Annotated in this window: 22 protein-coding genes and 1 tRNA gene; 10 read left to right on the top strand and 13 right to left on the bottom strand. The window is 37.6% G+C overall.

Annotated features, from left to right (window positions below; genetic code table 11):
• Positions 1-33 precede the first annotated feature (33 nt).
• The 4 genes from BWI92_RS07170 to BWI92_RS07155 all read right to left on the bottom strand — a co-directional run bounded on the left by BWI92_RS07170 (position 34) and on the right by BWI92_RS07155 (position 4,007).
• Positions 34-972: a transketolase family protein gene (locus tag BWI92_RS07170; protein ID WP_095161431.1), complete on the bottom strand. Its 939-nt coding sequence runs from the start codon at positions 970-972 to the stop codon at positions 34-36.
• Between the two features lie 113 nt (positions 973-1,085).
• The gene (locus tag BWI92_RS07165) at positions 1,086-1,943 is read right to left on the bottom strand and encodes a transketolase (RefSeq protein WP_095161430.1); all 858 of its coding nucleotides are present in this window, start codon (positions 1,941-1,943) and stop codon (positions 1,086-1,088) included.
• Positions 1,944-2,094: 151 nt separating this feature from the next.
• A complete protein-coding gene (locus BWI92_RS07160; RefSeq protein ID WP_095161429.1) occupies positions 2,095-2,955 on the bottom strand; it encodes a cytidylyltransferase domain-containing protein in 861 nt (286 codons plus the stop codon).
• Positions 2,952-4,007, bottom strand: coding sequence for a hypothetical protein (locus BWI92_RS07155; protein WP_229362768.1), 1,056 nt, complete (start codon positions 4,005-4,007; stop codon positions 2,952-2,954). Before BWI92_RS07155 ends, BWI92_RS07160 begins: the two co-directional genes overlap by 4 nt.
• A gap of 330 nt (positions 4,008-4,337) precedes the next feature.
• Here BWI92_RS07155 and BWI92_RS07150 point away from each other — a divergent pair, with 330 nt between their 5' ends.
• Positions 4,338-5,072 (top strand): hypothetical protein, encoded by a 735-nt coding sequence (locus tag BWI92_RS07150; protein WP_095161428.1) that lies wholly within the window; start codon positions 4,338-4,340, stop codon positions 5,070-5,072.
• 4 nt (positions 5,073-5,076) lie between these two features.
• Positions 5,077-5,541 (top strand): hypothetical protein, encoded by a 465-nt coding sequence (locus BWI92_RS26990; protein ID WP_141234707.1) that lies wholly within the window; start codon positions 5,077-5,079, stop codon positions 5,539-5,541.
• Positions 5,542-5,669: 128 nt separating this feature from the next.
• On the opposite strand, the gene BWI92_RS07140 is transcribed toward BWI92_RS26990, so the two are convergent.
• A complete protein-coding gene (locus tag BWI92_RS07140; protein ID WP_095161426.1) occupies positions 5,670-8,237 on the bottom strand; it encodes a DUF5686 and carboxypeptidase-like regulatory domain-containing protein in 2,568 nt (855 codons plus the stop codon).
• 190 nt (positions 8,238-8,427) lie between these two features.
• Here BWI92_RS07140 and BWI92_RS07135 point away from each other — a divergent pair, with 190 nt between their 5' ends.
• Positions 8,428-9,375, top strand: coding sequence for an ATP-grasp domain-containing protein (locus BWI92_RS07135; RefSeq protein ID WP_095161425.1), 948 nt, complete (start codon positions 8,428-8,430; stop codon positions 9,373-9,375).
• Between the two features lie 128 nt (positions 9,376-9,503).
• Here BWI92_RS07135 and BWI92_RS07130 read toward each other — a convergent pair whose 3' ends face one another.
• On the bottom strand, positions 9,504-9,800 hold the full coding sequence (locus tag BWI92_RS07130; RefSeq protein WP_095161424.1) for a hypothetical protein: 297 nt from the start codon (positions 9,798-9,800) through the stop codon (positions 9,504-9,506).
• A gap of 579 nt (positions 9,801-10,379) precedes the next feature.
• Here BWI92_RS07130 and BWI92_RS07125 point away from each other — a divergent pair.
• Complete coding sequence (locus BWI92_RS07125; RefSeq protein ID WP_095161423.1) at positions 10,380-11,543, top strand: aminotransferase class V-fold PLP-dependent enzyme; 1,164 nt, start codon at positions 10,380-10,382, stop codon at positions 11,541-11,543.
• Between the two features lie 131 nt (positions 11,544-11,674).
• Here the strand turns inward: BWI92_RS07125 and BWI92_RS07120 are convergent, their stop codons facing one another.
• Positions 11,675-12,214, bottom strand: a complete 540-nt coding sequence (locus BWI92_RS07120; protein WP_095161422.1) for an NUDIX hydrolase — start codon at positions 12,212-12,214, stop codon at positions 11,675-11,677.
• Between the two features lie 196 nt (positions 12,215-12,410).
• Here BWI92_RS07120 and BWI92_RS07115 point away from each other — a divergent pair, with 196 nt between their 5' ends.
• Positions 12,411-13,268 carry a DUF2911 domain-containing protein gene (locus BWI92_RS07115; RefSeq protein WP_095161421.1) on the top strand — a complete coding sequence of 286 codons (858 nt, stop codon included), beginning with the start codon at positions 12,411-12,413 and terminating at the stop codon, positions 13,266-13,268.
• Positions 13,269-13,449: 181 nt separating this feature from the next.
• Here BWI92_RS07115 and BWI92_RS07110 read toward each other — a convergent pair whose 3' ends face one another.
• The 3 genes from BWI92_RS07110 to BWI92_RS07095 all read right to left on the bottom strand — a co-directional run bounded on the left by BWI92_RS07110 (position 13,450) and on the right by BWI92_RS07095 (position 18,056).
• Positions 13,450-14,982 carry a bifunctional UDP-sugar hydrolase/5'-nucleotidase gene (locus BWI92_RS07110; RefSeq protein WP_176464362.1) on the bottom strand — a complete coding sequence of 511 codons (1,533 nt, stop codon included), beginning with the start codon at positions 14,980-14,982 and terminating at the stop codon, positions 13,450-13,452.
• Positions 14,983-15,127: 145 nt separating this feature from the next.
• Positions 15,128-15,997 (bottom strand): aldose 1-epimerase family protein, encoded by an 870-nt coding sequence (locus BWI92_RS07105; protein ID WP_095161419.1) that lies wholly within the window; start codon positions 15,995-15,997, stop codon positions 15,128-15,130.
• A 355-nt stretch (positions 15,998-16,352) separates the two neighbouring features.
• A complete protein-coding gene (locus tag BWI92_RS07095; protein ID WP_095161417.1) occupies positions 16,353-18,056 on the bottom strand; it encodes a sodium:solute symporter in 1,704 nt (567 codons plus the stop codon).
• A 404-nt stretch (positions 18,057-18,460) separates the two neighbouring features.
• Here BWI92_RS07095 and BWI92_RS07090 point away from each other — a divergent pair, with 404 nt between their 5' ends.
• Positions 18,461-19,228 (top strand): SDR family NAD(P)-dependent oxidoreductase, encoded by a 768-nt coding sequence (locus BWI92_RS07090; RefSeq protein ID WP_095161416.1) that lies wholly within the window; start codon positions 18,461-18,463, stop codon positions 19,226-19,228.
• Positions 19,229-19,422: 194 nt separating this feature from the next.
• Here the strand turns inward: BWI92_RS07090 and BWI92_RS07085 are convergent, their stop codons facing one another.
• Positions 19,423-19,965: a hypothetical protein gene (locus tag BWI92_RS07085; RefSeq protein WP_095161415.1), complete on the bottom strand. Its 543-nt coding sequence runs from the start codon at positions 19,963-19,965 to the stop codon at positions 19,423-19,425.
• 164 nt (positions 19,966-20,129) lie between these two features.
• On the opposite strand from BWI92_RS07085, the gene BWI92_RS07080 reads away from it, so the two are divergent.
• The 3 genes from BWI92_RS07080 to BWI92_RS07070 all read left to right on the top strand — a co-directional run bounded on the left by BWI92_RS07080 (position 20,130) and on the right by BWI92_RS07070 (position 23,296).
• The gene (locus BWI92_RS07080; RefSeq protein ID WP_095161414.1) at positions 20,130-21,212 is read left to right on the top strand and encodes an exo-alpha-sialidase; all 1,083 of its coding nucleotides are present in this window, start codon (positions 20,130-20,132) and stop codon (positions 21,210-21,212) included.
• A 395-nt stretch (positions 21,213-21,607) separates the two neighbouring features.
• Positions 21,608-21,689 (top strand) — tRNA-Leu (locus BWI92_RS07075).
• A gap of 272 nt (positions 21,690-21,961) precedes the next feature.
• Entirely contained in the window at positions 21,962-23,296 is a 1,335-nt protein-coding gene (locus BWI92_RS07070; protein ID WP_095161413.1) for a trigger factor, read from the top strand.
• 61 nt (positions 23,297-23,357) lie between these two features.
• On the opposite strand, the gene BWI92_RS07065 is transcribed toward BWI92_RS07070, so the two are convergent.
• On the bottom strand, positions 23,358-23,543 hold the full coding sequence (locus tag BWI92_RS07065; protein ID WP_095161412.1) for a hypothetical protein: 186 nt from the start codon (positions 23,541-23,543) through the stop codon (positions 23,358-23,360).
• A gap of 241 nt (positions 23,544-23,784) precedes the next feature.
• On the opposite strand from BWI92_RS07065, the gene BWI92_RS07060 reads away from it, so the two are divergent.
• Positions 23,785-25,770, top strand: a complete 1,986-nt coding sequence (locus BWI92_RS07060; RefSeq protein WP_095161411.1) for a fibronectin type III domain-containing protein — start codon at positions 23,785-23,787, stop codon at positions 25,768-25,770.
• Between the two features lie 586 nt (positions 25,771-26,356).
• On the opposite strand, the gene BWI92_RS07055 is transcribed toward BWI92_RS07060, so the two are convergent.
• Positions 26,357-26,863, bottom strand: a complete 507-nt coding sequence (locus BWI92_RS07055; RefSeq protein ID WP_095161410.1) for a histidine phosphatase family protein — start codon at positions 26,861-26,863, stop codon at positions 26,357-26,359.
• Positions 26,864-26,894: the final 31 nt, after the last annotated feature.

The following is a 26,894-nucleotide window of genomic DNA, read 5'->3' as shown; positions in this document are numbered from 1 at the left end:
AGACGTTGCGTGCAACGTCTCTACAAGTGGGGATTATTCTGCAAATTCAGACGCTACGATATGAGGCTGAATGGATTCAGTATGATAGCCCAAAATACGTTCTGCTATTTGTTTCCCTGTAAATCCTTCGTATTCTAGTACCTCTTGCAAGCGTGCCGGTTTGAACCATTTCTCGAATAATGCAATAGGTAAAACAGGTGATTGTATCTGTTTTTTCAAGAAAATTTCTGCAACAATTGAATACAAACCTCCTGTAACAAAATGGTCTTCAATGGTTACTAACAAATCTGTTTTTTGCGTTAAATCTACCAGATAGGCTTCATCGATTGGCTTGAGACTACGAAGATTGACGATACCCACAGACTTGCCTTCTGCTCTAAGAATTTCGGCAGCGATAAGCGTTTGCTCAAGCATAAAACCGTAAGTCAGCAAGGTAACATCAGTACCTTCAGCAATAACTTCAGCTTTGCCAATTTCAAAGTGTTTTTGATGTTGAAAAGAGGTAGTACGGTGACAAATACGAATATAAGCTGGATGTTTAGAGGCAAGAATTTCGGGTAACATTATGGCCAAATCTTGCTCATTTGCTGGTGCAAAAACTTGCATATTTGGAATTCCTCGCATGAGAGAGACATCCTCTACAGCTTGGTGTGTGGGACCGTTTCCATCTGATAAAAAACCTGGAATAAAGGCACTCAACTTGATAGGTAAATTGGGGATTCCTGCATCGGTGCGTACAAATTCAAAAGCACGCATCGAAAGAAAAGACGCCAAGGCGTGTAATACAGGTATCCTTCCACGTAATGCCAACCCTGCGGCGGCGCCTACCATACATTGTTCGGTAATTCCTGTATCGATAAATCTTTTACCTAAAACTGGAGGCAAATTACGAATCAAAGCACGGTTTTCGGCTGTCATGACAACAATACGCTCGTCGTCGATGGCTATATTTTTTAGTAGTTCTTCGTACATAAATTCAATTAGTTAATTGTGAATGAGTGAGTTGTGAATTAATAATTACATACTTTACTCAGCCACTCAATAAGACGTTGCGGTGCAACGTCTCTACGGGATATACCTTCCATCTACCTCACCACCAAGGTTTCTGAGACTAAGGTAGTCGTGTGTTCACCGTGGAGTTCTTGTAAGAGTTGTTCAATTTCTACAGTCGAAAAATTGCAAAACCAACGGTCAGCACGAGCTTCGATACTTGGTAAACCTTTTCCACGAACTGTATCGGCTATTACTACACTTGGTTTATGTTTTTTGTATGGCAAGTCTGCAAATGCTTCTTCCAAATCCAAGAAATTATGACCATCAATCCGACACACTTCCCAACCAAAAGCCTCAAATTTATCTACTAAAGGCTCAAGTGGAATAAGGTCTTCTGTGGCCATATTAGCTTGGAAATTGTTACGATCCACCACAAAAATAAGGTTGTCTAATTTGTGCGCGTGTGCCACCATAACCGCCTCCCAAACCGAACCTTCATTAAGCTCGCCATCGCCCAAGATACATACCACGCGATTTTGAGAACCACTAATTTTCAAGTCCATTGCCACACCCACTGATACCGCTGGCAAATGTCCCAAAGAACCCGAATGGAACTCAATACCAGGAATTTGGGTGTTAGGATGCCAATAGATATGGTCGTTGGTAGATAAGTGGTTTTGCAGTCTCTCTGCTTCTAAAACACCCATTTCAACCAACGTTCCATAAAGTGCAGGCACATCGTGCCCTTTCGACAAAAACAAGTAGTCTCTGTCGGGGTCATCCAAGTTAGAAGAGTTTAAATTGAGGAATTCTGTGTAGAGGTAAACAATCAAATCGGTTGCTGAAAGCGATGCACCCACAAAACAGCCTCCGTCGGTCGAAAGCTTGATGATATGCTCACGAACTCGTAAAGCCGTTTGCTCCAATTTCTTTAATTTTACTTCGTTCATGGGGAGTTTATTGAGTGAGTTTCGATTGAATAAATGAGTGATTTTTCAATCTAATTACACTTTTTTATTTTTAAAGGATAGACGTTCTACGCCGCGTCTTATACCAAGAATTCTAATAAAAAAAGACTTATTTTCCAACAATCATTGTTACTTATGACTCATTGGAATTTGATAGTTTTGGGGAAGGCACCAGACCCTGTGCTTCTACCTGAACCGTCATGGAAGCGTCGATAGTTTTTAGCTCGTCCAAATGGTTTCGATACCAGTTGACACCTGCCCACTGAGCGTTAATAGCCATAATTTCAGGCTTTTGCACCAATAAATTTAAAATATCTTCCAAAGAGAACTCAGGCTTGAGAGGATATAGCTCTTCAAAAATCCGCTTAATAAATTGGTAGTCTTCATGATAATCTATAGTAAATCTGTGTGACATTGAATAATCCAAACCTGTTTCCCAAAGTACATTGCCTAGTTTGAACTTCTCTGGATTTTCCCAGAAATAAGGCGTTGTATGCTCTAGTTCCAAAGGACGAACTGCCTCCTCCCAAGCTTTGGTTAGGGCTTTAAAACTCATAATCTCTACATCGTTGCCATCGGGATAAGTAGCAGGATGTAAGTTACTTATATAATCATATTTGTCGGGTGCTGACAAGTACACATCTAATACTTTATCCACAATACGAGGGTCGATAAGTGGACAATCTGATGGTATTTTAAGAACAACGTCTGCCTCGGTCAGATGCCCTACTTGCCAATGCCTGTCTAGTAAATCATTAAGACTTCCTCTGTAACAATCTATTTGATAGTTTTTACAAAAACGCTCAATGACATCGTCCTGTGTATGATCAGAAGTTGCTATAACGATATGCGATATACGCTTTACCATTCGAAGACGCTCTATCATGCGGTAAAGTAGGGGCTCTTCCAAGATAGGAAGCATTACTTTACCTGGCAATCGGCTCGAACTCATGCGAGCTTGTACGACGATGGTGATAACTGGCGCTTGACTCATGCGATTTCGCAAAGACTAGGTTTAATAATGGGTGTCGCAGTGTATTGGTACTGTTTGGTAAAGTCTTCTTTTTTACCATTAAACTCCAAAAAGTCACGGCATACACGAGCAATATTTTGAGCAGAAGTACCCCCATTCTGAATTGGCGCTAATCTTTTTAGGTCCTCCACATCAAAATAAGAATGTACTTTTTTCCCCAAGGCAATACCCACATATACGAGCGTCGAATACTGTGTAATCAATTCGTCGCAATTGGCAATCATGTGATTTACATTGCCATTAGTGTAAATAAAAGTACCTTCGGGCGTATTTTCTTTGATTTCGGCAATGGCTCTTTCAAAAATCTCGTTGGGATGTAGCTTAAACACCAATGGTCGTCCGTTGGCGATTTCAACACAACGTTTGATAAAGCCTACTCTATCGTCTGGTCGGTAACATTCGCGAATATCAGAAGTAGTTACCAACACATAGTTTTTCATATCGAGGGTGTTATCCACAAACTTTTCACAATTATCAAAATTAGGCATACCTGTGACCATAATTTTGTGAGCTTGGGTTCCCATGTCAGAAAAATATCCTTTGTAGCCTTCCGATGCAGCACAATATACATCGCAAATATTGGAAGTACCGTTCAGGGATGTTCCTATAGCTAAATAAGGAGGAAGATGTAATTTTTTGACCCATTTACTAATAGTGGTGCATTCATCTATCATACCTTCTTGCACCCACAAAGTTTTGGTTTGAAGCATTCTGTCAGGAATAATCAAATCCGAACAATAGACCACCAAATCATAGCGATTTTTTTGTGCTTTGTAGTCCATCTGCAAACCGTGTTCTGTGCAATAGGTCTCAGAATTACGACGAAACTGCCCAGCCAGCACCGTGCGGTCGGCCCAAGTGGTATTTTCAATCACCCAGTTCACCAAGGGCGAGTCTGCAAAAATCTGACTAAACCAACAATCATACTCAGGCAATTGCTGAGCGATTTGGTGCATCTGCGAGGTTTGGTTAATCGACCCTGTGATAAACAGTATTTTCTTTGGTATATGCATCCGCTATTGATAAGCTTAGTGAGTCCAGAATTCTAGGAATATCTAGCGTTTTCTGTGATGTAAAAGTAGAGAATTATTATTACCCAAATATTATGAATAGGTTACGAATTATTGAGTTAACAATTTGATAATAAAGGAAGTGCAACCCAAAAACAAACCTTAGGTTATTGTTGGGCAAAACGAAAAGTTTTATTCAGCTGAATTTTGTAAATACAGTTTTAAACTGTTTAAAAAATGAGTCCAAGACTAAGTCTTGAACTAGTAAATTTGGCTGAATGATATTGTTTTTTATAACTTGTCTTATCAATCAAACCTTGTTAGTAAACGCCTATGAAAAAAGCATTTTTTCTATTCTTTACTTTGTTATCCTTTAAGAGTTGGGGACAAGTTAATAAGTTTTTGACCTACAAAAAGGAGATTTACCCTAGTCGTAAGTACATAACTCAAAGTGATACTTTGCAGTGGGGTTCGTTAGAAGTTATTACTACGATGATACATCCCAAGAAAAACACTGCCAATCAATTTGCATGTCGTGCTTGGTTATATATCAGAAAGAATCGAAAAACTGTGAGCAAGAAATTTTATGATATAGATCCTGTAGGCTCATGCTCTGGTCTATATCTTCCCTCTCAGCAACCTCTCAAGGATTACTTTATCGTATCTAAATTTGGTGACTATGATGGTGAAACTCTACTGATTGATGCTAGTGGAAAGTTGACCACATTACAAGGCGGAGCTTTTGCAGTGTCAAAGGATGGGCGTTATCTTTTTGCTAATTACTCCTCTGATATTCAAATTTTGACCATTTACGATTTAAAAAATCATAAAATACTCATGAGTATCGAAAATATGGATGGATTAGAATATCAAAATATTTATGATAAAAATGGGGCGTATTACGTTTCCTATTTTCCCAAAGAAGGAAGCTTGACAAGTGAATTGGGATTCATTGATTTTCAAAGAAAAAGAATTCAAAAAACTAAAGTTTCGCTGAAGCAAAATCTATTACTGCCAACTTACAATGAGGTTTGGAAACAAGTAAACTGTAATTGTAGCTCACATTAATATCATGAATCGTTCATCAAAGATTTTTTTAGGCTTGAGTCTATTTTTCTTATTGTCTTTTACTATTTCTATCACTCCCTCTATACAGTCGTATGGCTTTTATACGTGTGAATGTATGGACTCATGCGCAGTTGTATATGAAGTGAGTCCGCAAGGGTTATCTAAATCATATCCAAACACTTACTGTAATTCACAGAGAAACCCATCTAACTTGCCAACACAATGGAAACGAAATGAAAATTCTAATGCCAAATTATTAGTGACGATTCCTTTGTGGATGCTTTTTGAACCTAGAAACATTTTTGGCAATCCCGATGCTTACGACCAAGGCGGATACATTTTTTCGTTTGAATATATGGGTATTCGTAGAAATTTTCTATTTGACCCTAATAATTCAGGACCTTTCTACAAAGCTCATTTTAGTAAAACCATTGGTAATCAAATAGAACTTATTAGACCATTTTTCTAATAATTTTTGATAGGAATGATGATAAAATAGGATTGAGATATTACAAAAATAGAGACGCCAAGTTTGGCATCTCTATCGTTACTAAAAACAATTTTAACACTCTTTGCCTCGTGCCTGTTGCCTTGTGCCTAGAAATCAAACTTCACTCTAAATCTAATTGCCAGCGAACTTGGTGCATTTGGATGATCGAGATAAGATAGTCGTTTGAGGAGATCTATTCTAAGAATTTTAAATACGTTTTCTACCCCTACGCTCATCTCCATATAAGGTCGGTGATCTAAGGAATAGGTAATAGGGTCGCCATTGGCATATTTTGGAAACGCCAGTAACTGATTATCCGACGAAGGTTTGTTCTGGTCAGATACACTTCCCCACAAACCCGTAAATGAGGCTACTTCACGAATTTTGAGTCGGTTCAACAAGGGGATTTTATTAAAGAAAAATCCGTTGAAATGATGATCGAAAAATATGGTAGCATATTGGTCACTCACAAACTCCAAGAAGTTCATCAAGTTATAGGACTCTAACTGATACGAATACGTTTGGTTGGCTCTATGAATGAGCAACAGCGGAAATGGTACTTTCCCCCACAGTTTGGCACCTTCAATCGTTAAATTGGTATAACCCAATGGCGGAATATTTACCCTTTTGTACATCTGTGCCATTACGCGACTATATTCGTATTCACTTCCCAAAAATCCTTTTGGCGAATAATTATAGCGTAGTTGAATAACGGGATATTGATTCACAATCGGGATACGATAGTTTTTTCCTTGATAAAACTGCTCATTAGGGGCATATCTCAACCCTACCCCAAATTCTGTATTGTCGAGTTGAGGTACGGTTTGACCTAAGCCATTTTCGTAGGTCAACGAGCCCGTTGGTGTTTGAATCGTTTTCTTGATTTGTGCACTCCACGCTACCCCAGATTTCGATTCTCGTAGCCAGTCTAGTGTCCAAACTTGGTTGTAGGTTCGTTGGTTGTTGATACCTCTTTTGAAAGAAAGTAAAAAGTTATCTTCTTGAACAAACTGTAACTCTTGCCCAGGGATTTTTAAGTCATTTTGATAAGACAATCGTAAATGACGAATCGGATAGGTATAAATGTTATGGTCGGTAAGCGATAGTGTCGCCGAGGCAAAATACTTCCACTTTTGATCACGGAAACCATAAGCCGAATATACCTCAAAGGCCATTCTTTCGCTAAATTTGGCAGTAGTACGCCCGCCAAAGCGCAGACGGAGTCCTTCAACAGGGTTGAAGCTATAAAAAGTATTTACAGGCCCTATTTCGAAGGCTCCCAAAGGTTTGTATCCCTCCAACAAGAAAGAGGCCGTATTCATAAACCTTTGGAATGCTGGCACACTTTTGACACTATCTACCATGGTGTAAATACCCATCTCTTTGGTACTGAGCGGTTGGTGACGTGCATTAGCCCAATAATCATCTTTTCGTTGAGTGGCGTCTTTGAGCACTTCGGTACGATATCCCTCAAAATGGCTTGCTTCTATAGGCATATTGAGCTTATAGTCATGATAGGACACGCTTCTTTGTCCAAATAAGCTCATACCATTTTCTTTTTTCAGAGGATTAAATTCAATGATTAAATCGTCTTTGGTAAGCATCAAACCTTTATCACCCACAAATTCAAATTCTTGCGAAATTTTGAGGTCGGTAACAAAATTGACATTAATATCTTTCGAAAAACCCATTTCCACTTTTCGTACCGCATAGCTAGAATCCATAGCTACGAGCATTTGCCCTTGAAACAGTTGATCATTGGTATTGCGAGGTGCAAAGCCTAAAGTGATGCATTTTGTGTCTTTATAAACGGTTGTATCAATAATGGCATACCGATAAAACTGCGGTGCAATCGGTGAGGTTGGCCCTAAAAACTGCTTCGCCAGTAATAGAATATTATTGTCATAAAAATTGACCTCTTGATACAATGCCTCCAAATAGAGTTTTATCCCATTGTTATCGACATAGCCACCCAGACCAGTCATTTTATCTCCAGTAATAAGCTCTTTTTTAGCTTCTGGATTTTTACGGTAATACACATCCGAGATAGTCTCCTTGAGATACATGGGCAACGTAACCTTCCCAGTGATTTTAGACGTATCGAGGTGGTTAAATACAAAGTCAAACTTGCGAAGAGAGCGCTTATTTCTAAATTTTTCAGAAATATTACTCAAATCAAATTCTAACTTTTCGTATTTATTGTATTGATAAAAATCAAGTGCCTCGGGGCGGTTCATGGATTTATGCTCAATCACCTTTCGCACCAGTTGCACGGCAGGATTGTCCTTATTGCGGTATTTATCTTTTTTCCCTTTTACCACCACTTCGTCCAAACTAGTATTGAGCGATTGAAGACGCACCGTAAGTTGTTGCACGTCTTTGGCAGTTTGAAAGGTTTTGGTTTGGGACTGATACCCAATAATAGAGATTTTGATAGAAGGATGCTGAACGGAAGTTTCTATAAAGAAATTACCGTTGAGGTCGGTTTGCGTTCCACGATTGGTGCCTTGAATCAAAATACTAGCAAAAGGAATCACCTCGCTGGTCTTGGCATCAACCACCTTTCCTTTTACCTTGATATAAGTTTGTGCACTAGAATTCCAAGCAATTAGTAGAATACAAAAAAGCCAAAGTGGTCGATAAAACACTTTCAAAATAAATTGATTTGATAACATAATTAAGGGGCAAAGATGCAATGCTAAAATGGTATTTCGGGTTATGGAATTATTAATTTAGCATTAAAGAAAAATATATGTAACATGCTGATAAACAAGCGAAAAAAGAATAATAAACAGATAACATTCCGATAACCTTTTCTCCATTTTGTTCAAGTATTTTGGGTCGAAATTAAAACCCTTTTTACCCATGACAACCAAAAGGCTTATCTACCTTTACTCGGATTCTAGCTTTACCCCATGGAAGGAAAATATTTTTGCTCGTACAGTAGCTAATTTTTTAGCCTCCACACCCGAAGAATATTACCCCTATGTCACCCATTTTGTAGGATTCACTTCCGAATTTGCCAATTTTCTCAAACAATTTGATATTGTATTCAACGTATGTTATGGTTTTGGCGACGAAGGACAACATGACATCGTTCGTTGGCTCGAAGATAATGGAATTAAGCATACTGCTAGCAATTATCAGTCACAGATATTGGCTAAAGATAAACTACATTTACCAGAGGTATGTGCCAAAGTGGGCGTTCCGACACCTGCTATCATTCCTTTGAGTGAAATTAGTACTTCCAGCTTTACTCGCTTTATTGCTAAACCTCGTTTCGGTAGTCTTCATCAAAATATGTTGGTATTTGATAAAGAAAGTATTCCTTATCAGCAATTATTGGAAAAAGATGAAATGATTATCCAACCATATCTTTCGGGGCGAGAGTTTACGGTCGGTGTAATTCCAAATGAAGAAGCGAGCGATTATATTTGTTTGAATCCCTTAGAAATTCGTCCAGACGACGAGCGAGAAGTGTACATTGCGGGACAGCAATACGGTCGTACCGAAAAAGTGTTGTATCATGACTTAGATGCAGAGACTTGCCAAGCCATGCAAGAAATGGTTTTACGTGTACATCATGCCTTAGGATTAAGAGGAATGTCACGCACGGATGTGCGTGTGTCAGACGGAAAAATCTATATTTTGGACATCAATACCATGCCAAATTTAGATTCAAATAGCTTTTTGCCATTTATTGCCCAACATCAAGGCATCAGTTTACAAGAAATTTTCAGAAGAATTTTGTTACGTCTCGAAAAAGAGGAACAAGTAAGAGAACAAAGTCTGGTAATATCAGAATGTATTTGAGTTGTGAGTGATGAGTTGTGAATGATGAATTGTAAGTATAAATTATTAATAAATGGTGTTTTTCACTCGAAATTTAGCGATAAAAAACATTATTCACAACTCACAATTCATCATTCAAAATTCACTGCCTAATTACTAAAACTTTGATAGCAAGGTTGCAGCATTCTTGCTGTTTTTTGCGAAAGAATAGCATATTGATTTGCCTTTTCGATAGAATGGTGTCGTTCCAATCGTCGGATGGCAAATTTTAAAGGATTTTCATTTGAAATAAAAACCAAGGATACCAGCCATTCACCATTTTGCTCATCGACCATATATCCAACCAACGAATTCCCAAGCCATCTTTCATCCTTCACTACTTCCAAATCATCTTTCTGACCTTTTCCTTCATTCGAATAGTTATAATTAAAAATAGGTAGCTCCATTCGATTATATATTTAAACTATCCAAGAATTTATTAAACTTTTTAAATATAACGATTTGATAGAATAAATGTTTCTTTGAGGGGAAATATTTATTTGAGTGAACAGAGGCATAGGCACAGAGGCACAAAGGGGGTTTAGGGGATAGGGGTTAGGCAAGGAGGCAGTAGTTTTTTTTAGGGAACAGGGGCATAGGCACAAAGGCACATAGTGAAGTTAGGGATTTGGGGTTAGGCTAAGAGGCTGTAGTTTTTTTAGGGAACAAGGGCATAGGCACATAGTGGATTTAGGGATATAGTCTCTCTAAAGTTGACATATAGCTAGTTCTAAATCAATGATTCCACTTAGCGGGTGAATTTATTCACTTGTAATGAGAGAGTTTAAAGAGTACTATATTTAACCATTTATTGATTCAGTTTTAAAACTGTTAAAAAATAAGTCCAAGACTAAGTCTTGAACTAGTAATTTGACTCCTCACCAATCCCCTAAACCCCCTTTGTGCCTTTGCCCCTGTTCACTCAACACAACTATTCCCTAAAAAACTCTATCTTTGAAAGACGTTCACTTCTAAATTCAAACTAAATGTCGTTAACCTGTCAAAAACATCTTTTTAGTCTCGAAGACGGAATTCATTATATCAATTGCGCTACTATGTCGCCCAACCTCAAATCGGTGGAGGAGGCTGGTATTCAAGGAATTTTACGTAAATCACAACCGCAACGTATTACCCAAGAAAGCTTTTTTGAAACTACAGCTCCCGTGCAAGAAGCGTATTCAAAGCTGATTAATTGTCCTGAACCTAAACGAATTGCCTTAATTCCATCGACTTCTTATGGTATGGCCATCATTGCCAAAAACTTGGCCTTCAAAGCAGGCTTGGCATCAGGACAGGAAATCCTGATGGTGCACGAAGAGTTTCCTTCGGATGTATATGCTTGGGAGGAAATTGCGGAAGATAAGGGCTTAACTGTTCGCTATATTTTACCTCCAGATACCTTAGAAAATCGTGGTAAAATCTGGAATGAGCGTTTGCTCGAAGCTGTGAGCGCTAACACTTGTATGGTAGTAGTTTCGCCAACACATTGGGCTGATGGTACACGTTTTGACCTCATGTCAATTGGAGCACGTTGTCGAGAAGTTGGTGCTTGGTTGGTATTGGATGGTACACAGTCGATTGGCGCTATGCCTTTTGATGTTCAGCAAGTACAACCAGATGCCATTATCAATGTAGGGTATAAATGGTTATTGGGGCCCTATTCGGCGGGAGCTGCGTATTTTGGCCCTGCTTTCGACGAAGGTCGCCCTTTGGAACGCAACTGGATTAATAGAATAGGTTCGGAAGAATTTAAAAACTTAGTCAATTATCAAACCGAATATCGTTCATTTGCAGATCGTTATAATGTGGGCGAAAGAAGTAATTTTATCTTGAATCCTATGTTTTGCGCTTCGCTGACACAAATTCTTGATTGGGGTGTCGAAAACATTGAGTCGTATTGCCATCAATTACTAGAAGAACCTTTAAAATTACTACAAGAAAAAGGTTTCTGGGTAGACGATCTACCTTATCGTAGCAAACACCTTGTTGGCTTACGTATTCCACCACAAGCAGATATTGCTCGAATTCAAGCCTCACTCAAAGCTCGAAATGTTCAGGTTTCTTTCAGAGGACAGGCTATTCGTATTGCACCACACGTGTATAACGATATGAATGATATAGACGCCTTAGTGGAAGGATTGATTTTGTAATTTGAAAATTTGGGGAATTTGAAGATTTGAAAATGAGGGTAATTTTCATCCCTAGTTCAAGACTTAGTCTTGGACTATTTATTTAAACAGTTTTAAAACTGAAATTTTCAAATCTTCAAATTATCTCATTTTCAAATTTCCAAACTCTTTCTAGCCATTCTCATAATCGATTCGCTATTGTTAAGATTAGCTACTTCAGCAATAGCTACCCAAGCCAAATCTTTTGATTCTGAACTCACAATCAATGGTTCATTTTTATCAGCTTCTATCAAAAAACGAACATCATAATGATAGTGTTCAGGCTCAGTTTTACGAGCAGGAATGATATGTACATCAATATCGAAAATCTGAGGAGATATAGCCTTTACAGATGTCAAACCAGTTTCTTCCTCCGCTTCGCGTAAGGCTACTGCCAATACATCAGGATCACCATCGCAATGCCCTCCTGTCTGAAACCACTGATTCAATTTATGATGATGTGTCAATAAAGTGTGTCTACGTTCGGCATCGACAATCCAAGCCGAACCAGTAACGTGACCTATCAATAAAGTACGTTCAAAACAGTCTGGTTGTTGGTTAACAAACTCACAAATAGCCTCATAGTGTAGTTGTTCGGTGGCATCGGCAGGCGTGTATTGCTCTAGCAGTTGAAGAAGTTGCTTTCTGTGCATGAAATAAGGATTTTAATTGAGCTTACAAAGTTGAGGATATTCTGTTGTGATAGCAAGCGTAATGTGCTCCGAGTTACAATCTCATCAATCTTACATAGCTAACTTTCTAAGCATTTGAGCGAAAAAATAGTCTATCTCCACGAAAGACTTTTAGCTTTGTATTCAATTCATTCTAATCATCATTTTTACCAATCTCATGAAAAAATTCCTCTTAGCTTTACTCGTATCTGGCTCATTTGCAGCCTCAGCTCAATTACGTTTGCCACAACCTAGTTCGGCGGCATCAGTGTCTCAAACTGTTGGTACCACTGATATTGCGATCAAATATTCTCGCCCAAATGTACGTGGTCGTGAAATCTTTGGTGCCTTAGTTCCTTATGACAAAGTTTGGCGTACAGGTGCTAATGCTGCAACACAAATCACATTATCGAACGATGTAACAGTAAATGGTCAAAAATTAGCTGCTGGAACCTATTCTATCTTCTCTATTCCTTCACAAAGCGAATGGACTTTGATTTTTAACAAAGATATTACAGCTTCTGAGCAATCTTATAGCCAAGAAAAAGACGCTCTTCGTGTAAAAGCTGCAGCAAGTGGTATTGCCAAAGTTGAATCGTTCAGCTTTGATTTATCTGATATTACGGATAGTACTGCCAACTTAAATTTTTCTTGGGCTGACAAAAAAGTATCTGCTAAAATTGGCGTTGAAACTACCAAAATGATTGAAGCTGCTATTACAAAAGCTGCTACAGACAATGCCAATACGATGAATAATGCGGCTGGCTTTTTGTTAGGAAAAGGCAAATTGGAACAAGCTTTGAAATTGGCTAACTCTTCAGTTGGAGCAGTAGAAACGTTCAGAAATGTTTGGACAAAAGCTCAAATTTTGGCTAAAATGAACAACTTCGTAGAGGCGGTTCCATTGGCACAAAAAGCGCTTGAATTAGGTAAAAGCGACGCAAACTTCGGTTTCTTCAAAGATGCTATCGAAAAAGGCGTAGCAGAATGGACAGCAAAACTTCCAGTAATGAATCCTATCAAAAAGAAGAAATAGATTCTTTCTAATTTGAAGATTTGAAAATGTTTTTTTAATCTTCGAATTCTAAAAGATAAACTATTGCATTTTTTCCTGATAGGGTGCGACTTAAGTTGCACACTATCAGGAAAAAATCTCTTCATTTTCAAATTTTCAAATTCCCGAATCTTCAAATTCTTAGGTTTTCAAACTAATAAAATCATTTTGTCTTCAAATACGCAATCAATACCTTTCTCACATCTGAGCGCACGTCATTAGTATCATTGGCATCGGGTTCGATAATCTTCAAAACATCAGGATTTTTATCTGTCAAAAAGCCTAGATTTGTTTCTTTTCCTTCTATCAAAAATTTAGGTAAAACCACATAATAGGTTTGATTCACATCTAATAACTTCCCATTGATAGTCCATTCGTTTTTAGCATTATTGTAAGTAATTTTATCCCACTGCAAATACCCACCATTACCTTTATTTTTCAAGCCTGTATTTAATACTTGTTCGAGTAATCGACCTTTCATTTCGGCCTCCACGATTTTTCCACCGAAAGGCAATACCCGCATAATATCCAACTGCGTTACTTTACCTCCCACTTGGTCATCGATACGCACCGAACCACCATTAAATATCGCACAGTCGTTGGGTTGGCTAGATGCTTTTGACATTGCTTTGGCGATAGCTGTACCTAGGTTAGTTTGAAAATTACGAATACTGCTTTCACGACCATCAAGAGGAGTATCGAGGGTGGCTACTACATCATTTTTATCAAGCCCCATTTTCTTGATAGCTGCATTCAAAATTTGCTCCCATTTTTGTACAATAGTTGCCACAGAGGCATCCTCCGCAATGGTATCGTCTATTTTGCGTAATTCGCTCGTAAGGCTCACTTTTTTCGTTTTGGTGTCAAAAGAAAGATTGTGCACATAAACTGTTTTTGCATTAGCATCCGCTTTTGCGATGACTACGTCACCAACTTTCTGAATCATATTGTCGTGATCGTGCCCACCCATCAAAAGTTTTACCTCTGGTAACATTTCTGCCAATTTTGCGTCGTCTACCTTGTTGAGGTGAGTGATAGCCACCACAAAGTCACATTGTGGTTTAAGTTCTTGATATGCTTTTTTGGCTGATTCAAAAAAGTCATCATACACTACAAAATTCTTTTTATTTGCTGGCAAAACTACCGAGAACATTCCCACTTTTACGGAAGCACCTGAAGCATTTTTGAAAGTCAAAACTGTAGTTTTTGGAAAAGGAACACCATTTTTGGTAAAAGGCTCTACGCCATTAGGAGCATTATGAAAAGCATTTGAAGCCAACCAATTAAATTTAGAAAGATTGATACGCTCTACTAATTCGGCTTCGTCTACATCAAATTCATGATTGCCCAATCCGACCCAATCCATGCCAATGGCATCCATCACTTCAACCATTTGTTTACCTTTGATGCTTTTACCTTCGTGCTTAAAAGTCCCAATGAGCGAAGGGTTCAAAAAGTCGCCCGCCAAAAGCGTTATCGTATTGGGGTTTTGAGCTAATAACTCTTTTCGAACTGTAGCTACGCGTGCCATTCCTCCTACTTTACCTCCTTCGAGTGGTGCAATTTCGTACACATCGTTGAGATGCAAGAAGGTAACATTTACGGTTGATGAAGAAGAAGCGTTCGGCGTTTGTCCGCTTTTACAACTGATAAAAAGTGCTTGAAAAACAAGCAAAAGAAGAACTAGTTTTTTCATATTGGTATTCATAAAAGATAGTATTGAAGGTTAGTTTTTTTCAACAACATCCTGAAAATAAAGAAAAAAGGCACAAAATTTAAGATAGTGTTTTTATACATCTATTCCTTAAATTTTGTGCCTTTTTATTTTTACTAAAATTTTCCTATGCCAACTTTACACTCCATGCACGAGTAAAAGTCTCAGAAGGATTCAATGCTATCATTCCTTCTTTTTGGGTAATATCTTGGTTATGACTTACATGGTCTGCAATGCCACACCATGGTTCTATACAAACAAAATTAGCATTTTTAGCTGCCCAGATTCCAAGGAATGGATACCCTTTAAACCCAAACTCTAATCTATGTTGCCCCGAATGAGACTTTAATGTAATACTATCTGATTGCAGGTTTTTATAGACTAAAGCATCTTGCTGAAAAAGTTCTTTGGTAAGTGCAATTTCGTTAGAAGTAATTACTGTACTTTCAGGTTCGTCCATAATCAAACCCTCTGGCGATAAAGGCCAACGTGCAAAGTTTTCGGTTTTATTAAACACTAATCTATATTCTTCATAAGCAAGCCCTTCTTCAATCGGCACTTTAAAGGCTGGATGCCCGCCTACCGAAAACCAAAGTAACTTATCCCCAGAGTTATCCACAATGTATTGCAATTCCAGCTGGTTTTCTTGAAGAGTATATTTTAACCTAAACTCAAAATCAAAAGGATATACCGTTTTGGTATTTTCATCAGAAACTAGCAAAAAAGTTACTGAACCTTCTGTGTGGGTTTCTATTGCAAACTCTCTATCTCTAGCAAACCCATGACGTCCCAACTGGTATGATTTTCCCTCATAGAAATAGGTATTGTCTTTGAGCGAACCAACTATTGGAAAAAGCACAGGCGAGTGTTTGCCCCAAAAAGTAGCATCTCCTTCCCACATAAAATCAATATTGCTGGATAGTTGTATAAGGCTTACTAATTCAGCGCCTTTGTGATTGATTGTTGCTTTGAGATATTGATTTTGAATGGTAATCATGAGACAGAGGTAATGGTTTGTTTAAGGAAAGTACAAAATTAAGGTAATTTTACTGGCTTTTAGCTCTAGGCTTTGTGCTGTAAGCTTAAAATTTTTCATGTATCTATTAAAGCTTTTTACTTAATGCTTAATGAATTTTAAATATAAATGACGAAGCTGTTTAAACTTTTCAAAAAACAACAGTTATTTGGATTAATTCTTCGTCTTACTTTTTGTCTTGAAACAAAAAGTAACAAAAATTCAAGAATTTATAAACTCGCTTCGCTCAAACAGTATAAATTCATTGCTTACGCCAGCAATTCTACAAAGTTTAAACAGCTTCGACAATAAAACATTTATATTCACAATTCACCACTCACAATTCATCAATTTTTTCAACAACCCTTTTAGGTGTTAGTAAATGAATCAAATACGCAAATACAATCACTAATACACAGCCAATCAGATTTAGCCATAAAAAGGCAGTTAGGTCAATCCACCAAGTATAAATCACGATAATTTCTGCTAAAATTGCAGCCCAAAACACAGTATTTCCTTGGATGCTTCTGAAATAAAAAGCCACTAAAAATACCCCAAGGATTGTTCCATAAAACCAAGATCCTAAGATATTTACTGCCTCTATCAAGCTTCCAATATTGACAGTAAATTGCGCCACGATAATACAAAAAATCCCCCAACCAAGCGTAACCCAACGCGATACATTCAGGTAGTGTTGATCAGTATCTTCGGGATGTAATAACCTTTTGTAAATATCAATAATAGTACAAGAGGTCAGCGAGCCAAATGCTGATGCCATCGAACCCATAGAGGCTAATAAAATCACCGCAATCAACAGCCCCACCATCCCAACAGGAAGGTATTTGGTCACAAACGACAAGAAGATATAATTGGTGTCGTTGGTATCAGTTTCGGGACTCGTTTTCTTCAGTAAATCTTTTACTTCTGTTCTCAACACACCACTTGCTTTATCGGCCTCAGTCACCTTGACTTTCGTTTGCTCGATTTGTTGCTCATTGCCACTTTTAAGGGCATCGAACATTTGAGCAACTGCTATCTTTTTTTCTTGGAAAACCTGTGTATGCTTGGCTTCAATTTGACGGTATTCTTGCGTATTGGCAATTTTATCTAAACCTGTTTGGTTAAAAAATAGTGGTGGTTGATTGAACTGATAAAAGACAAAAACCAAGGCACCAACCAACAAAATCAAAAACTGCATCGGTATTTTAAGCATACCATTCATGAGTAAACCAATACGACTTTCTCCTACAGATTCCCCAGACAAATATCGACCTACCTGCGACTGGTCTGTACCAAAATAAGATAACTGCAAAAAGAAACCTCCAATCAAACCAGACCAAACATTGTAGCGATTATTCAAATCAAATTTCCAGTCGATGGCATTAAGCTTCCCCATTTTACCAGCCACTTTTAGCGTATCTACAAAACCTATTTCAGCAGGTAAAAGGTGTACGACCATGTATCCTGCCAAAAACATCCCTATTAATACCACAAACATTTGTTGCATTTGGGTATATGAAATGGTTTTTGAGCCACCATACATACAATAAAATGTTACGACCAAACCTGTCATGATATTGGTCCAATACAAATCCCAACCCAAAATGGTGGATAAGATAATCGAAGGCGCCGCAATAGTCACCCCTGTAGAAAGTGCCCTTGGAATCAAAAATAAGAAAGAAGTCAGCACCCTTGTTTTTAAATCAAAACGACCTTCCAGAAACTCATAAGCGGTATAAACGTTGAGTTTTTTAAACATCGGGATAAAGGTCACCGACAATACAATCATGGCTAAGGGCAAACCAAAATAAAATTGTACAAAGCGCATACCGTCGGTATATGCCTGTCCTGGAGCCGACAAAAAAGTAATAGCACTTGCCTGTGTAGCCATTACCGAAAGTGTAACATGATACCAAGGTAATTGTCTGTCAGCCAACAAGAAGCCTTCAATATTTTGTCTAGAAGCACGCCCCTTCCACATACCAAATCCTACAATTCCCCCAAGGGTAGCTACCAAGACCAACCAGTCGATATTCTTCATCTATTTAATCAGTTATAAAATCAAAGCTTGCGATTTAGAAATACAAAATTCATAAACTATAACCAAGCTTTTACTAGTGGTATTTTAGTCTAGCGAAAATATTCGCTGAATAGTTGGAATAAACATATCATCAGTACAAGGTTGCCGACAACAATCCAATATAATTGTCTCCAAGAAGAAACAAATGGCGGTAACGTTTTATCTTTTCTAGTTTCTGGTTTCATAAATCATTAATCAATAGTCTTTATTTAATCAGCAATAAACCTTCTGCAAGATAAGACATTTGAAATGGAATTGAAACATCGCTTACAAAGTGCTTCTATCTTGTGTTTTTGAAAAAATACTTTTAAATTTAGTATGCAAGCATAATATTTTACACTAAAACAATCTTAACTATCAAACCAATGAATGCCAATCAGATTTTTAGTCTTGAAAATAAAGTAGCCCTCATCACAGGTGCCAGTAAAGGAATCGGAGAAGCAATAGCTCGTCATTTTGCAGCTTGTGGCGCCAAAGTGGTCATCAACTCTCGAAAACAAGAAGAGTTGGATAAAGTTGCGGAAAGCATTCGTGCCGAAGGTGGATTCTGTGTAGGTATGGCCGCTAACGCTGGCGATATTCCAAGTTGTAAAGCTCTCATTCAAAAAGTAGTTGATGAACTCGGTGGTATCGATATTCTTGTCAACAATGCCGCTACCAATCCTGTATATGGTCCAGTATTAGACTGCGAAGAATGGGCATTCGACAAAATTATGAACATCAATGTAAAAGCTCCTTTTGAAATCAGTAAGTTAGTCCACCCAATCATGAAACAACGTGGAGGAGGTTCGATTATCAATATTAGTTCCATTGCTGGCCTCACACCCGACCCGGGCTTAGGTATGTATTCAGTATCGAAAGCAGCATTGAATATGCTGACAAAAGTTACTGCTAAAGAATGGGGAAGCGATGGCATCAGGGTAAATTCTATTTGCCCGGGGCTTATCAAAACCAAGTTTTCAGAAGCGCTCTGGCAAAACGAGCAAGTACTCAACCATTTTGTTAAACGTCTGCCTATTGCTCGTATGGGAACTGTAGACGAAATCGCTGGCTTAGCCTTATTCCTTGCCTCTGAAGCCTCTGGTTATTGCACAGGAGGAATCTACGAAGCCGACGGCGGAACAACAATATAAGTATGAGCGGAGAAAGATTTGTCAATTTCGGATATCGGATGTTGGATTTCGGAAGTGTAATCCACGTGTTACATGGTATTTCATAAAACAGAAAAGTTTTACTTTATTTCCGAAATCAGAAATCCGATATCCGAAATTATTGGAAATCCTTCGTACACTACTAATTCACTAATTCACCAACTCACTCAACAAATCTACTCTGTATCTTTCCATTCGCCTTTTTTGAAATAGACATGATGATATTTTTTTGATTTAAAAACTAAAAATAGTTCGTTGTCTTTCAAATACAATCGTGGATTTGTCTTGAGAATATGGTGCGTTTGGGGCTCCATGTGTAACACCAAATTTTCATTAGTATCTAATTTAACAGTAGAAATACCTCCACGATAGGTCTTGTTGATTTTTGTCCCATTAGTCAAATGGAAATAGATAGAGTCATTATCTTTTATTTCAAATCTAAAATGGTCGTATTGCCAGTCTACTTGCTCACCCGAAAAAAACTCTCTCGCTATGACATACGAGCCATAATAATGCTTTTTCTCAATAGGCATATTTACCAGTTTTTCTTCTTGAGTAACACCACGCCTACTAAACAAAAATATAATTCCCACAACTCCCCAAAGTGTTACTAAAAGCCATAGGTAGACTTTCTTTTTGGTAAGATCCCAAGCACCTACCAAAATCCCAGATATGGGTATGATGATTAGAATAAATACCCAATTAGCACTTACTTCCATATTTTTAAAAGTTTATCAATTTCAATTTTAGGCAATAAAAACGGTTAAAATTGCTCACTATTTTTCAAACTTGTTCGCCCAAGTTATTATTCGGCTTATTCAACTTAAGTTCTCAGAGAATTCTGTAATTTCAAGATAACATCTCTAAAAACTGTACTATTTTCATGAAATCTCTATTTAGAATACTGTGTAAAAGTATTTTCTTACTTCTACCTTTTCACAACGGTCAAGCACAAACGTCTCCTGAAGGCATTATCCAATCAGAATTCATTTTTCCAACAAATGAATTCCCAGAATGTCATGCTTCAAGTATTGTTCAAACTAAGGATGGTTTCTTGGTTACGTGGTTTGCAGGTACACACGAAAAAAATCCAGATGTTTCTATTTATGCTAGCAGATATAGCCACGGAACGTGGTCTAAGCCCATCGAACTAGCCAATGGTATTCAATCTTCGGATGTGCGTTACCCTTGTTGGAACCCCGTGCTGTTCCAAGTACCTCAAGGTGATTTATTATTATTTTACAAAGTAGGTCCCGACCCTGTACATTGGTGGGGAATGATTAGACGGTCAAAAGACGAAGGCAGAACTTGGTCTGAACCCGAAAAGCTTCCAGAAGGAATTTTGGGCCCTATCAAGAACAAACCCGTTTGGTTACAAAACAACACAATCTTATGTCCTACTAGCACCGAGCTAGATGGCTGGAAATTATACTTTGAATATAGTAAAGATTTAGGAAAAACATGGCAGAAAACGGCATTTTTAAACGATGGCAAAAATATTATGGCTATTCAACCTAGTGTTTTATTTCATCCTAAAGGCAAACTTCAACTACTTTGTCGAAGCCAAAACGATGCCATATTAGAAGCCTATTCAAACGACAATGGTATGACGTGGAGTGAAGTTCAAAAAACCAACCTTCCCAATCCCAATTCAGGAACAGATGCTGTTACACTCAAAGATGGTAGACATTTGTTAGTCTATAACCATACCATAAGATACGCAGGCAAATGGGGAGGCCCTCGCTCCCCTATCAATGTCGCTATTTCGACAGATGGTAAAAAGTGGTTTGCAGTTACCGAATTAGAAACCGAACCTGGGGAATTTTCATATCCTGCCGTCATTCAATCGACCGATGGCAGGGTACATATCATCTACACTTGGAAAAGAAAAACCATCAAGCATGTGGTTGTAGATCCTAAAAAGATAGCAGGTAAGGAAATCATGAATGGACAATGGCCGAAGTGATTGACAAAGTAGCGTAGATTGAACATTGAAACCACATGAATGTATCTTAAGTTAGTGGGCAAAATAAAATTTAAGATTATGCTTAGGGCTTTCAGTTATCGGCTTTCGGTGGTGGGTTTTGGAAAAAAGCATGGCTGTGGTTAATAAAAACATTTTAACACTCTGTGCCTTGTGCCTGTTGCCTTGTCCCTAAACACATAACTTAAATCTTATTCTGCACTATTACTTATCGCAAATTTTTATTTTAATTTTCAAAAAAATATCTTGAAACAATCTACTGAAAGACAATTAGTTGCAACACAAACAACAAAACACAGAAAAAATATTTTCATTTTTTTTCGCAAAAAGTTTGGAATGACGAATCTCTTCACTAATTTTGCAACTCCAAAACGCAAGCGGGCGTGGTGGAATTGGTAGACATACCAGACTTAGGATCTGGCGCCGCGAGGCATGGGGGTTCGAGTCCCTCCGCCCGTACTATCTCAAAGCCCTCTCAACCGACAAGGTTTTGAGGGCTTTTTTGATTGTGGATACACGGGTTGCGGATATCAGATTTACACATTTAAGTAAACGAAAATGTAGAAAAGTTTAGGACAGCCTACAGATAAAGCGCCTATCCATTTCTATATCCTCCATTTCAGAGATGACTCATTCTCGCATTACTTAAACGTAAATTTTTGATTTCAACAATTATCCACCTTCAAGTATCAAGCCGCAATCCTTAATTGCAAATCAGAAATCTCAAGAAAATGAACATTACGCTCGAAAAAAGTAGCAACGTAAACGCCAAGCTTATCGTAGCATTGGTTGAGGAGGATTACAAATCACAAGTTGAGAAAACACTTAAAGATTACCGTAAACGTGCTAACATCAAAGGTTTCCGTCCTGGAACTGTACCAATGACTGTTGTACAAAAAATGTTCGGTAAATCTGTTTTATTAGATGAAATTAACAACTTGTTGGGTAGTTCTGTTCAAGAATATATCAAAGAAAGCAAGTTGAATATCGTTGGCGACCCAATGCCAGTAGTTGAAGACCAAGAGTCAATCGACTGGAATACTCAAAAAGAATTCACATTCACTTATGAGTTAGGTTTAGCTGGTGACTTCACTGTAGATTTCGACGCAATTCCTGCTATTACTTCTTACGAAATTCAAGCAACTGAGAAAGAAGTTGAAGAAACTATCGACAACTTGAAAAAGCAATTTGCTGAGCAAATCCACGCTGAGTCAGTTGAAGATGGAGATATGATTTTCGGAACTTTCTCACAAGGTGAATGGTCAGAAAAATCTGCAATTCCTACAAAATCAATCAAAGACGAAGCTAAAGCTACTTTCGTAGGTGCAGCTAAAGGAGCTACTTTGACATTTAATATCGACAACGTATTTGTTGACGAAAAATCAAAAGGATTAGCTACTAATAAAAAAGGTGACGATGTTGCAGCTTTGACTGGTGAAGTATCTTTCGCTATCGAAGACATCACTCGCCAAGGTGCTACTGAGTTGAACCAAGAATTGTTCGACAAAGTTTTAGGTGCTGGTAAAGTATCTTCTGAAGAAGAATTCAGAAAAGAAATTCTTTCTATCATCGAATCTAACTACGTTCGTGAATCTGAGTATTTGTTGAGAATCGACGCTGAAAAAGCACTTCTTGAAAATATCTCAATCGAACTTCCTGAAGAATTCTTGAAAGAATGGTTGGTGAAAGTAAACGAAGGTAAATTTACAATGGAACAAATCGAAGCAGATTTCGAAGCTGTGAAACGTGACGTTCGTTGGAACTTTATCAAAAATGAAATCGCTGACAAATTTGAAGTAAAAGTAGACTATCCAGAAGTAATCGAAAAGACTAAAGATATGGTTCGTGGTCAATTCGGTATGTACGGTCCTGGCGATGCTCAAATGGAAGAAATGATTGAGCGTATCGCTAATGGTTACTTGACTGACAAATCGAAGAAAGACAACTTTATGAATATGTTCAACCAAGTATATGCAGACAAAGTAGCTGCTGTAATTGTTGAAAAAGTAAAAGTTGAGAAAAAAGCTATCGATGTTGAAGAATTCAAAACTATCGCTGGTGCATAATTACGAATTTGAATAGTAAAAAAGGCTAAATCATACGTGATTTAGCCTTTTTTATGCCAACTTACTTTTGTTTTACTGTATCGGATGATTCTATCGTACTAGTAGAATCTCCCCCCCAAGCCCTTACAAGTTGTTTCTTCTTATTCCATGGGGCAGTGGTATTTCTAGCCATATCAATAGCAAGAATTACGACAATAGTTGTAAAAATAACAAATACCCAACGAAGAATTTTTTGATTTTTGTTCATAACACTCTAACATTTTTGTTCCAATAAACTAGAGAGACTCTACGACTATTTGCTGTAAATGTAATATTGACTAGCCTATTTTTGGTAAAAATACTACCAGATTTGCATCTATCCTATCGTTATTACGCACACTTTACCATTAGCATCATAGACGAGATATCTCGATAGTTTCTACCATTTACCTCAAAATGTCTATGTCTAAAAAACTACTTATTTTTGCTCTGCTACTTTGCTCTAACTTATGTTTTTCACAGCAGTTTTATTCCATTTTTTTGAAGAGTTACCAAGAGACTGGCAACTTTACCCTCGTAACAACAACAACCTTGCTGTTATTCCAATCAAAGGGCGTATCGAAATTCCAAACTGGAAAAGTATGTCTGTACAGGTTTTAAGAAACAAAAAGCCGTATTCTTATCAGAAAGTTGCTATTAATTACACCGCTAGTAAAGATACTGGAACCTTTGTGCTATCGCCAACTATCAAGGCTGAATTGGCAGAATATGATGTCAAAGTGTATGCTATTCACAACGATCAAGACTCTGTATTGATGGTAACCAGAGAAAATCTTGTGGCTGGTGATGCATATATTATTTATGGTCAATCTAATGCTCGTGGATGGGAGGAACTTGACCCCTATACCAATGAATTTTGTAGAACCTATGGATTCGGCTATGACACCAATCAGTTTAAATGGGGACTTTCTAATTCGGACTACACTGGTTATAGTTTTGATAGGCAAATCGTAGGTCAATGGGGTATTAGTTTTCAAAAATATATTATGAATACCTATGGTATTCCTACCTGTGTTATCTCTCATGCCTCTCCTGGACAGCCAATTCGTAATCTTGTAGAGCGTAATCCCACTAATCATGCTGATATTAGTACCCAATATGGTCGATTACTAACTTATGTCACACAAGCTAAACTCAATAATGCAGTAAAAGGACTTTTTTATTGGCAAGGAGAAACAGAAGCTTCGCATATTCCTAGCGAATGGAAACCATTATTTGACAAACTTTATAAAGAACTTATTGAAGATTACCCATCGATACAACAATATTATATTTTTCAACTTCCTTTATTTGGGGGAGCTTCATACAATGAAGAAGTCGGTGTTATGCGCGACTATCAACGACAGTTGGAAGATATTTATCCTAAAGTAAATAGCTTTGCTGCTTTAGGAGCAACAGGATGGGACGGTTTTCATTATAAAACTGCAGGCTATCGCCAATTAGGAACAGAATTAGCCAAGATGACATCTTTCCATTTTTATGGAGAAAATAAAAAATATGCTTCTCCCAATATTCGTCGTGCCTACTACTCTTCACCTACTCGTGACGAGATTACCTTAGCTTTTCAAGATGACCAAAAGGTTATCTATCCGAATGATACAACGACTGATAATTTTATCATTAATAAAACAGGAACACTTAGTCTAAAAGACTTCTTTTATCTTAATGGAAGGTGGAAAAAAGTAGCAACAGGGTACGCTTCTGAAAATAAAATTATCTTAAAGCTTAAAGAACCTGCTTCTTTACAGGATACTTTAATCAAGTATTTACCTTCTGTATTCCCCTATTCTGGCGACTATGACTATGTGAGCGATATGCCATGGGTATATCTTGGACCTTTCATTAAGAATACAGATGGCTACAGAGCTTTTGCCTTTCACAACGTAAAAATTGGTAATTATATCGAAACACCAGTTTTGTTTATCGACAATACCACACACAACCAAATCACCTTGAAATGGGAAGTGAGAGATAATAACCTAAAATATATTTTAGAAAGACGAATAAAAGATATTGGAGACTTTGTTCCAGTATTCGAAACATCTCGGGCAAATAGTTTTATCGATAATGATCTAGAGCCAGATCAGGTTTATGAATATAGATTGAGGGTGCAAACCAATACAAGTGAAGCTAGCTCAATAACAGAAGGTAAAACACAAATCCCGCTTGCTACCTCAGCTGAACTTAATCCTTCAGTGTTAATTTATCCCAATCCAGCCAGAGGTATAGCTCACATCACGTTGATTAAACCTATAAGTGGTGAGATACAAGTTTGGGATTTAAGCGGGCAATTGCGGGTTAATCAAAAGATTCAAAATCAGGAAAAGATAGCACTTTCTTTATCTAATCTTGAAAGTGGTACTTATACTATTATGGTTAAATCGTCGATGAATGATGCAATCTATAGCCACAAACTAATGGTGATGTCTGAATAAAAATCAAACATGCGTCATCCAGAATTTTCTCATGAAAAAGTAAACTTTAAAAGATTTCAACGTTTTGGGATTCGTTCTCCTCCTTACTTTTTGCCTTGATGCAAAAAGTAACAAAAAATCAAGAATTCCTAAACTCGCTTCGCTGAAACAGTAGGAATTCGTTACTCTCCAATCATAAAAAAGCAGTCGAAAAACTAATTTCGACTGCTTTTTTATGATTTTTAAAATTCGGGATGACTCATGTTTGATGCTGCTATACTAGAAATTAATTGGCTTAAGACGTAATCATTGCGTCTCTACTGATGGAATACATTTTTTACATAATCTCTCACTTGCTCAATCACTAAATTAGGGATAAGTCATGTTTGATAACTGGCGAGATATTTCACATATCTGAGCTTTTGGGCTTTCGGCAAAAATATTCTCAATGAATTCAAACAAGCATTTTGACTTAATTTTTAAAGCCTTACAGCCTATAGGATATTAATGCAATTTAATACTATCCACTAATTCAAACATACTTTTAAATATATGATTGTCAAATAATTATATTCAAATTCCACAACATAGCATTCATGCTACTCTATTAGTCTAATTTTATTCCTAAAATCGAATCAGGCGAATCATAAATAAACATATCTCCTGTTCTTTTAGAAACTTCCGCCCATGTTAAGTTCTCAAATGTCATTCCTACAACTGCACAAGTTGGCATTGAGCCGATATCTTCATGTGTTAGATACTCAGCAAAATAGCTGATACTTGGATTGTGTCCAACCAACATTGCCGAGGTAATGTTTTCTGGTATGGCATTGATGGCGTCGAGATAATATTTTGGGGTACTTTCATACAAAGAAGCCTCCTCTTGAATTATTCCCTCATCCAACTTCAATTGTTCACAAAACACCTGCGTTGTCATACGTGTACGTTCTGAATTTGAAGTAAGAATTAACTGAATGCCTGCCAATTTATCGGCTAAATGTCTGCTCATACGTGCGGCATCAATCATTCCACTTGGTGTAAGTGGACGAAATATATCTGGACTTACCGAACTCGACGCTTGTGCGTGACGCACCAAAAATAATGTTTTTTTCATAGACCAATAGCGGTTTAAAATTGTTGGTAAT

Origin of the sequence: Flectobacillus sp. BAB-3569, from assembly GCF_002270355.1 — a bacterium.
GTDB lineage: Bacteria > Bacteroidota > Bacteroidia > Cytophagales > Spirosomataceae > Flectobacillus > Flectobacillus roseus.
This window is presented reverse-complemented; position numbering and strand designations above follow the sequence as displayed.

Coding starts and splice junctions, on each gene's coding strand:
- BWI92_RS07105 (WP_095161419.1), bottom strand. CDS start 15,997: ATGATTACCATTCAAAATCAATATCTCAAAGCAACAATCAATCACAAA.
- BWI92_RS07125 (WP_095161423.1), top strand. CDS start 10,380: ATGTCGTTAACCTGTCAAAAACATCTTTTTAGTCTCGAAGACGGAATT.
- BWI92_RS07140 (WP_095161426.1), bottom strand. CDS start 8,237: ATGTTATCAAATCAATTTATTTTGAAAGTGTTTTATCGACCACTTTGG.
- BWI92_RS07065 (WP_095161412.1), bottom strand. CDS start 23,543: ATGAACAAAAATCAAAAAATTCTTCGTTGGGTATTTGTTATTTTTACA.
- BWI92_RS07120 (WP_095161422.1), bottom strand. CDS start 12,214: ATGCACAGAAAGCAACTTCTTCAACTGCTAGAGCAATACACGCCTGCC.
- BWI92_RS07155 (WP_229362768.1), bottom strand. CDS start 4,007: ATGCATATACCAAAGAAAATACTGTTTATCACAGGGTCGATTAACCAA.
- BWI92_RS07130 (WP_095161424.1), bottom strand. CDS start 9,800: ATGGAGCTACCTATTTTTAATTATAACTATTCGAATGAAGGAAAAGGT.
- BWI92_RS07090 (WP_095161416.1), top strand. CDS start 18,461: ATGAATGCCAATCAGATTTTTAGTCTTGAAAATAAAGTAGCCCTCATC.
- BWI92_RS26990 (WP_141234707.1), top strand. CDS start 5,077: ATGAATCGTTCATCAAAGATTTTTTTAGGCTTGAGTCTATTTTTCTTA.
- BWI92_RS07060 (WP_095161411.1), top strand. CDS start 23,785: ATGTTTTTCACAGCAGTTTTATTCCATTTTTTTGAAGAGTTACCAAGA.
- BWI92_RS07165 (WP_095161430.1), bottom strand. CDS start 1,943: ATGAACGAAGTAAAATTAAAGAAATTGGAGCAAACGGCTTTACGAGTT.
- BWI92_RS07085 (WP_095161415.1), bottom strand. CDS start 19,965: ATGGAAGTAAGTGCTAATTGGGTATTTATTCTAATCATCATACCCATA.
- BWI92_RS07170 (WP_095161431.1), bottom strand. CDS start 972: ATGTACGAAGAACTACTAAAAAATATAGCCATCGACGACGAGCGTATT.
- BWI92_RS07055 (WP_095161410.1), bottom strand. CDS start 26,863: ATGAAAAAAACATTATTTTTGGTGCGTCACGCACAAGCGTCGAGTTCG.
- BWI92_RS07070 (WP_095161413.1), top strand. CDS start 21,962: ATGAACATTACGCTCGAAAAAAGTAGCAACGTAAACGCCAAGCTTATC.
- BWI92_RS07135 (WP_095161425.1), top strand. CDS start 8,428: ATGACAACCAAAAGGCTTATCTACCTTTACTCGGATTCTAGCTTTACC.
- BWI92_RS07160 (WP_095161429.1), bottom strand. CDS start 2,955: ATGAGTCAAGCGCCAGTTATCACCATCGTCGTACAAGCTCGCATGAGT.
- BWI92_RS07115 (WP_095161421.1), top strand. CDS start 12,411: ATGAAAAAATTCCTCTTAGCTTTACTCGTATCTGGCTCATTTGCAGCC.
- BWI92_RS07080 (WP_095161414.1), top strand. CDS start 20,130: ATGAAATCTCTATTTAGAATACTGTGTAAAAGTATTTTCTTACTTCTA.
- BWI92_RS07110 (WP_176464362.1), bottom strand. CDS start 14,982: ATGAAAAAACTAGTTCTTCTTTTGCTTGTTTTTCAAGCACTTTTTATC.
- BWI92_RS07150 (WP_095161428.1), top strand. CDS start 4,338: ATGAAAAAAGCATTTTTTCTATTCTTTACTTTGTTATCCTTTAAGAGT.
- BWI92_RS07095 (WP_095161417.1), bottom strand. CDS start 18,056: ATGAAGAATATCGACTGGTTGGTCTTGGTAGCTACCCTTGGGGGAATT.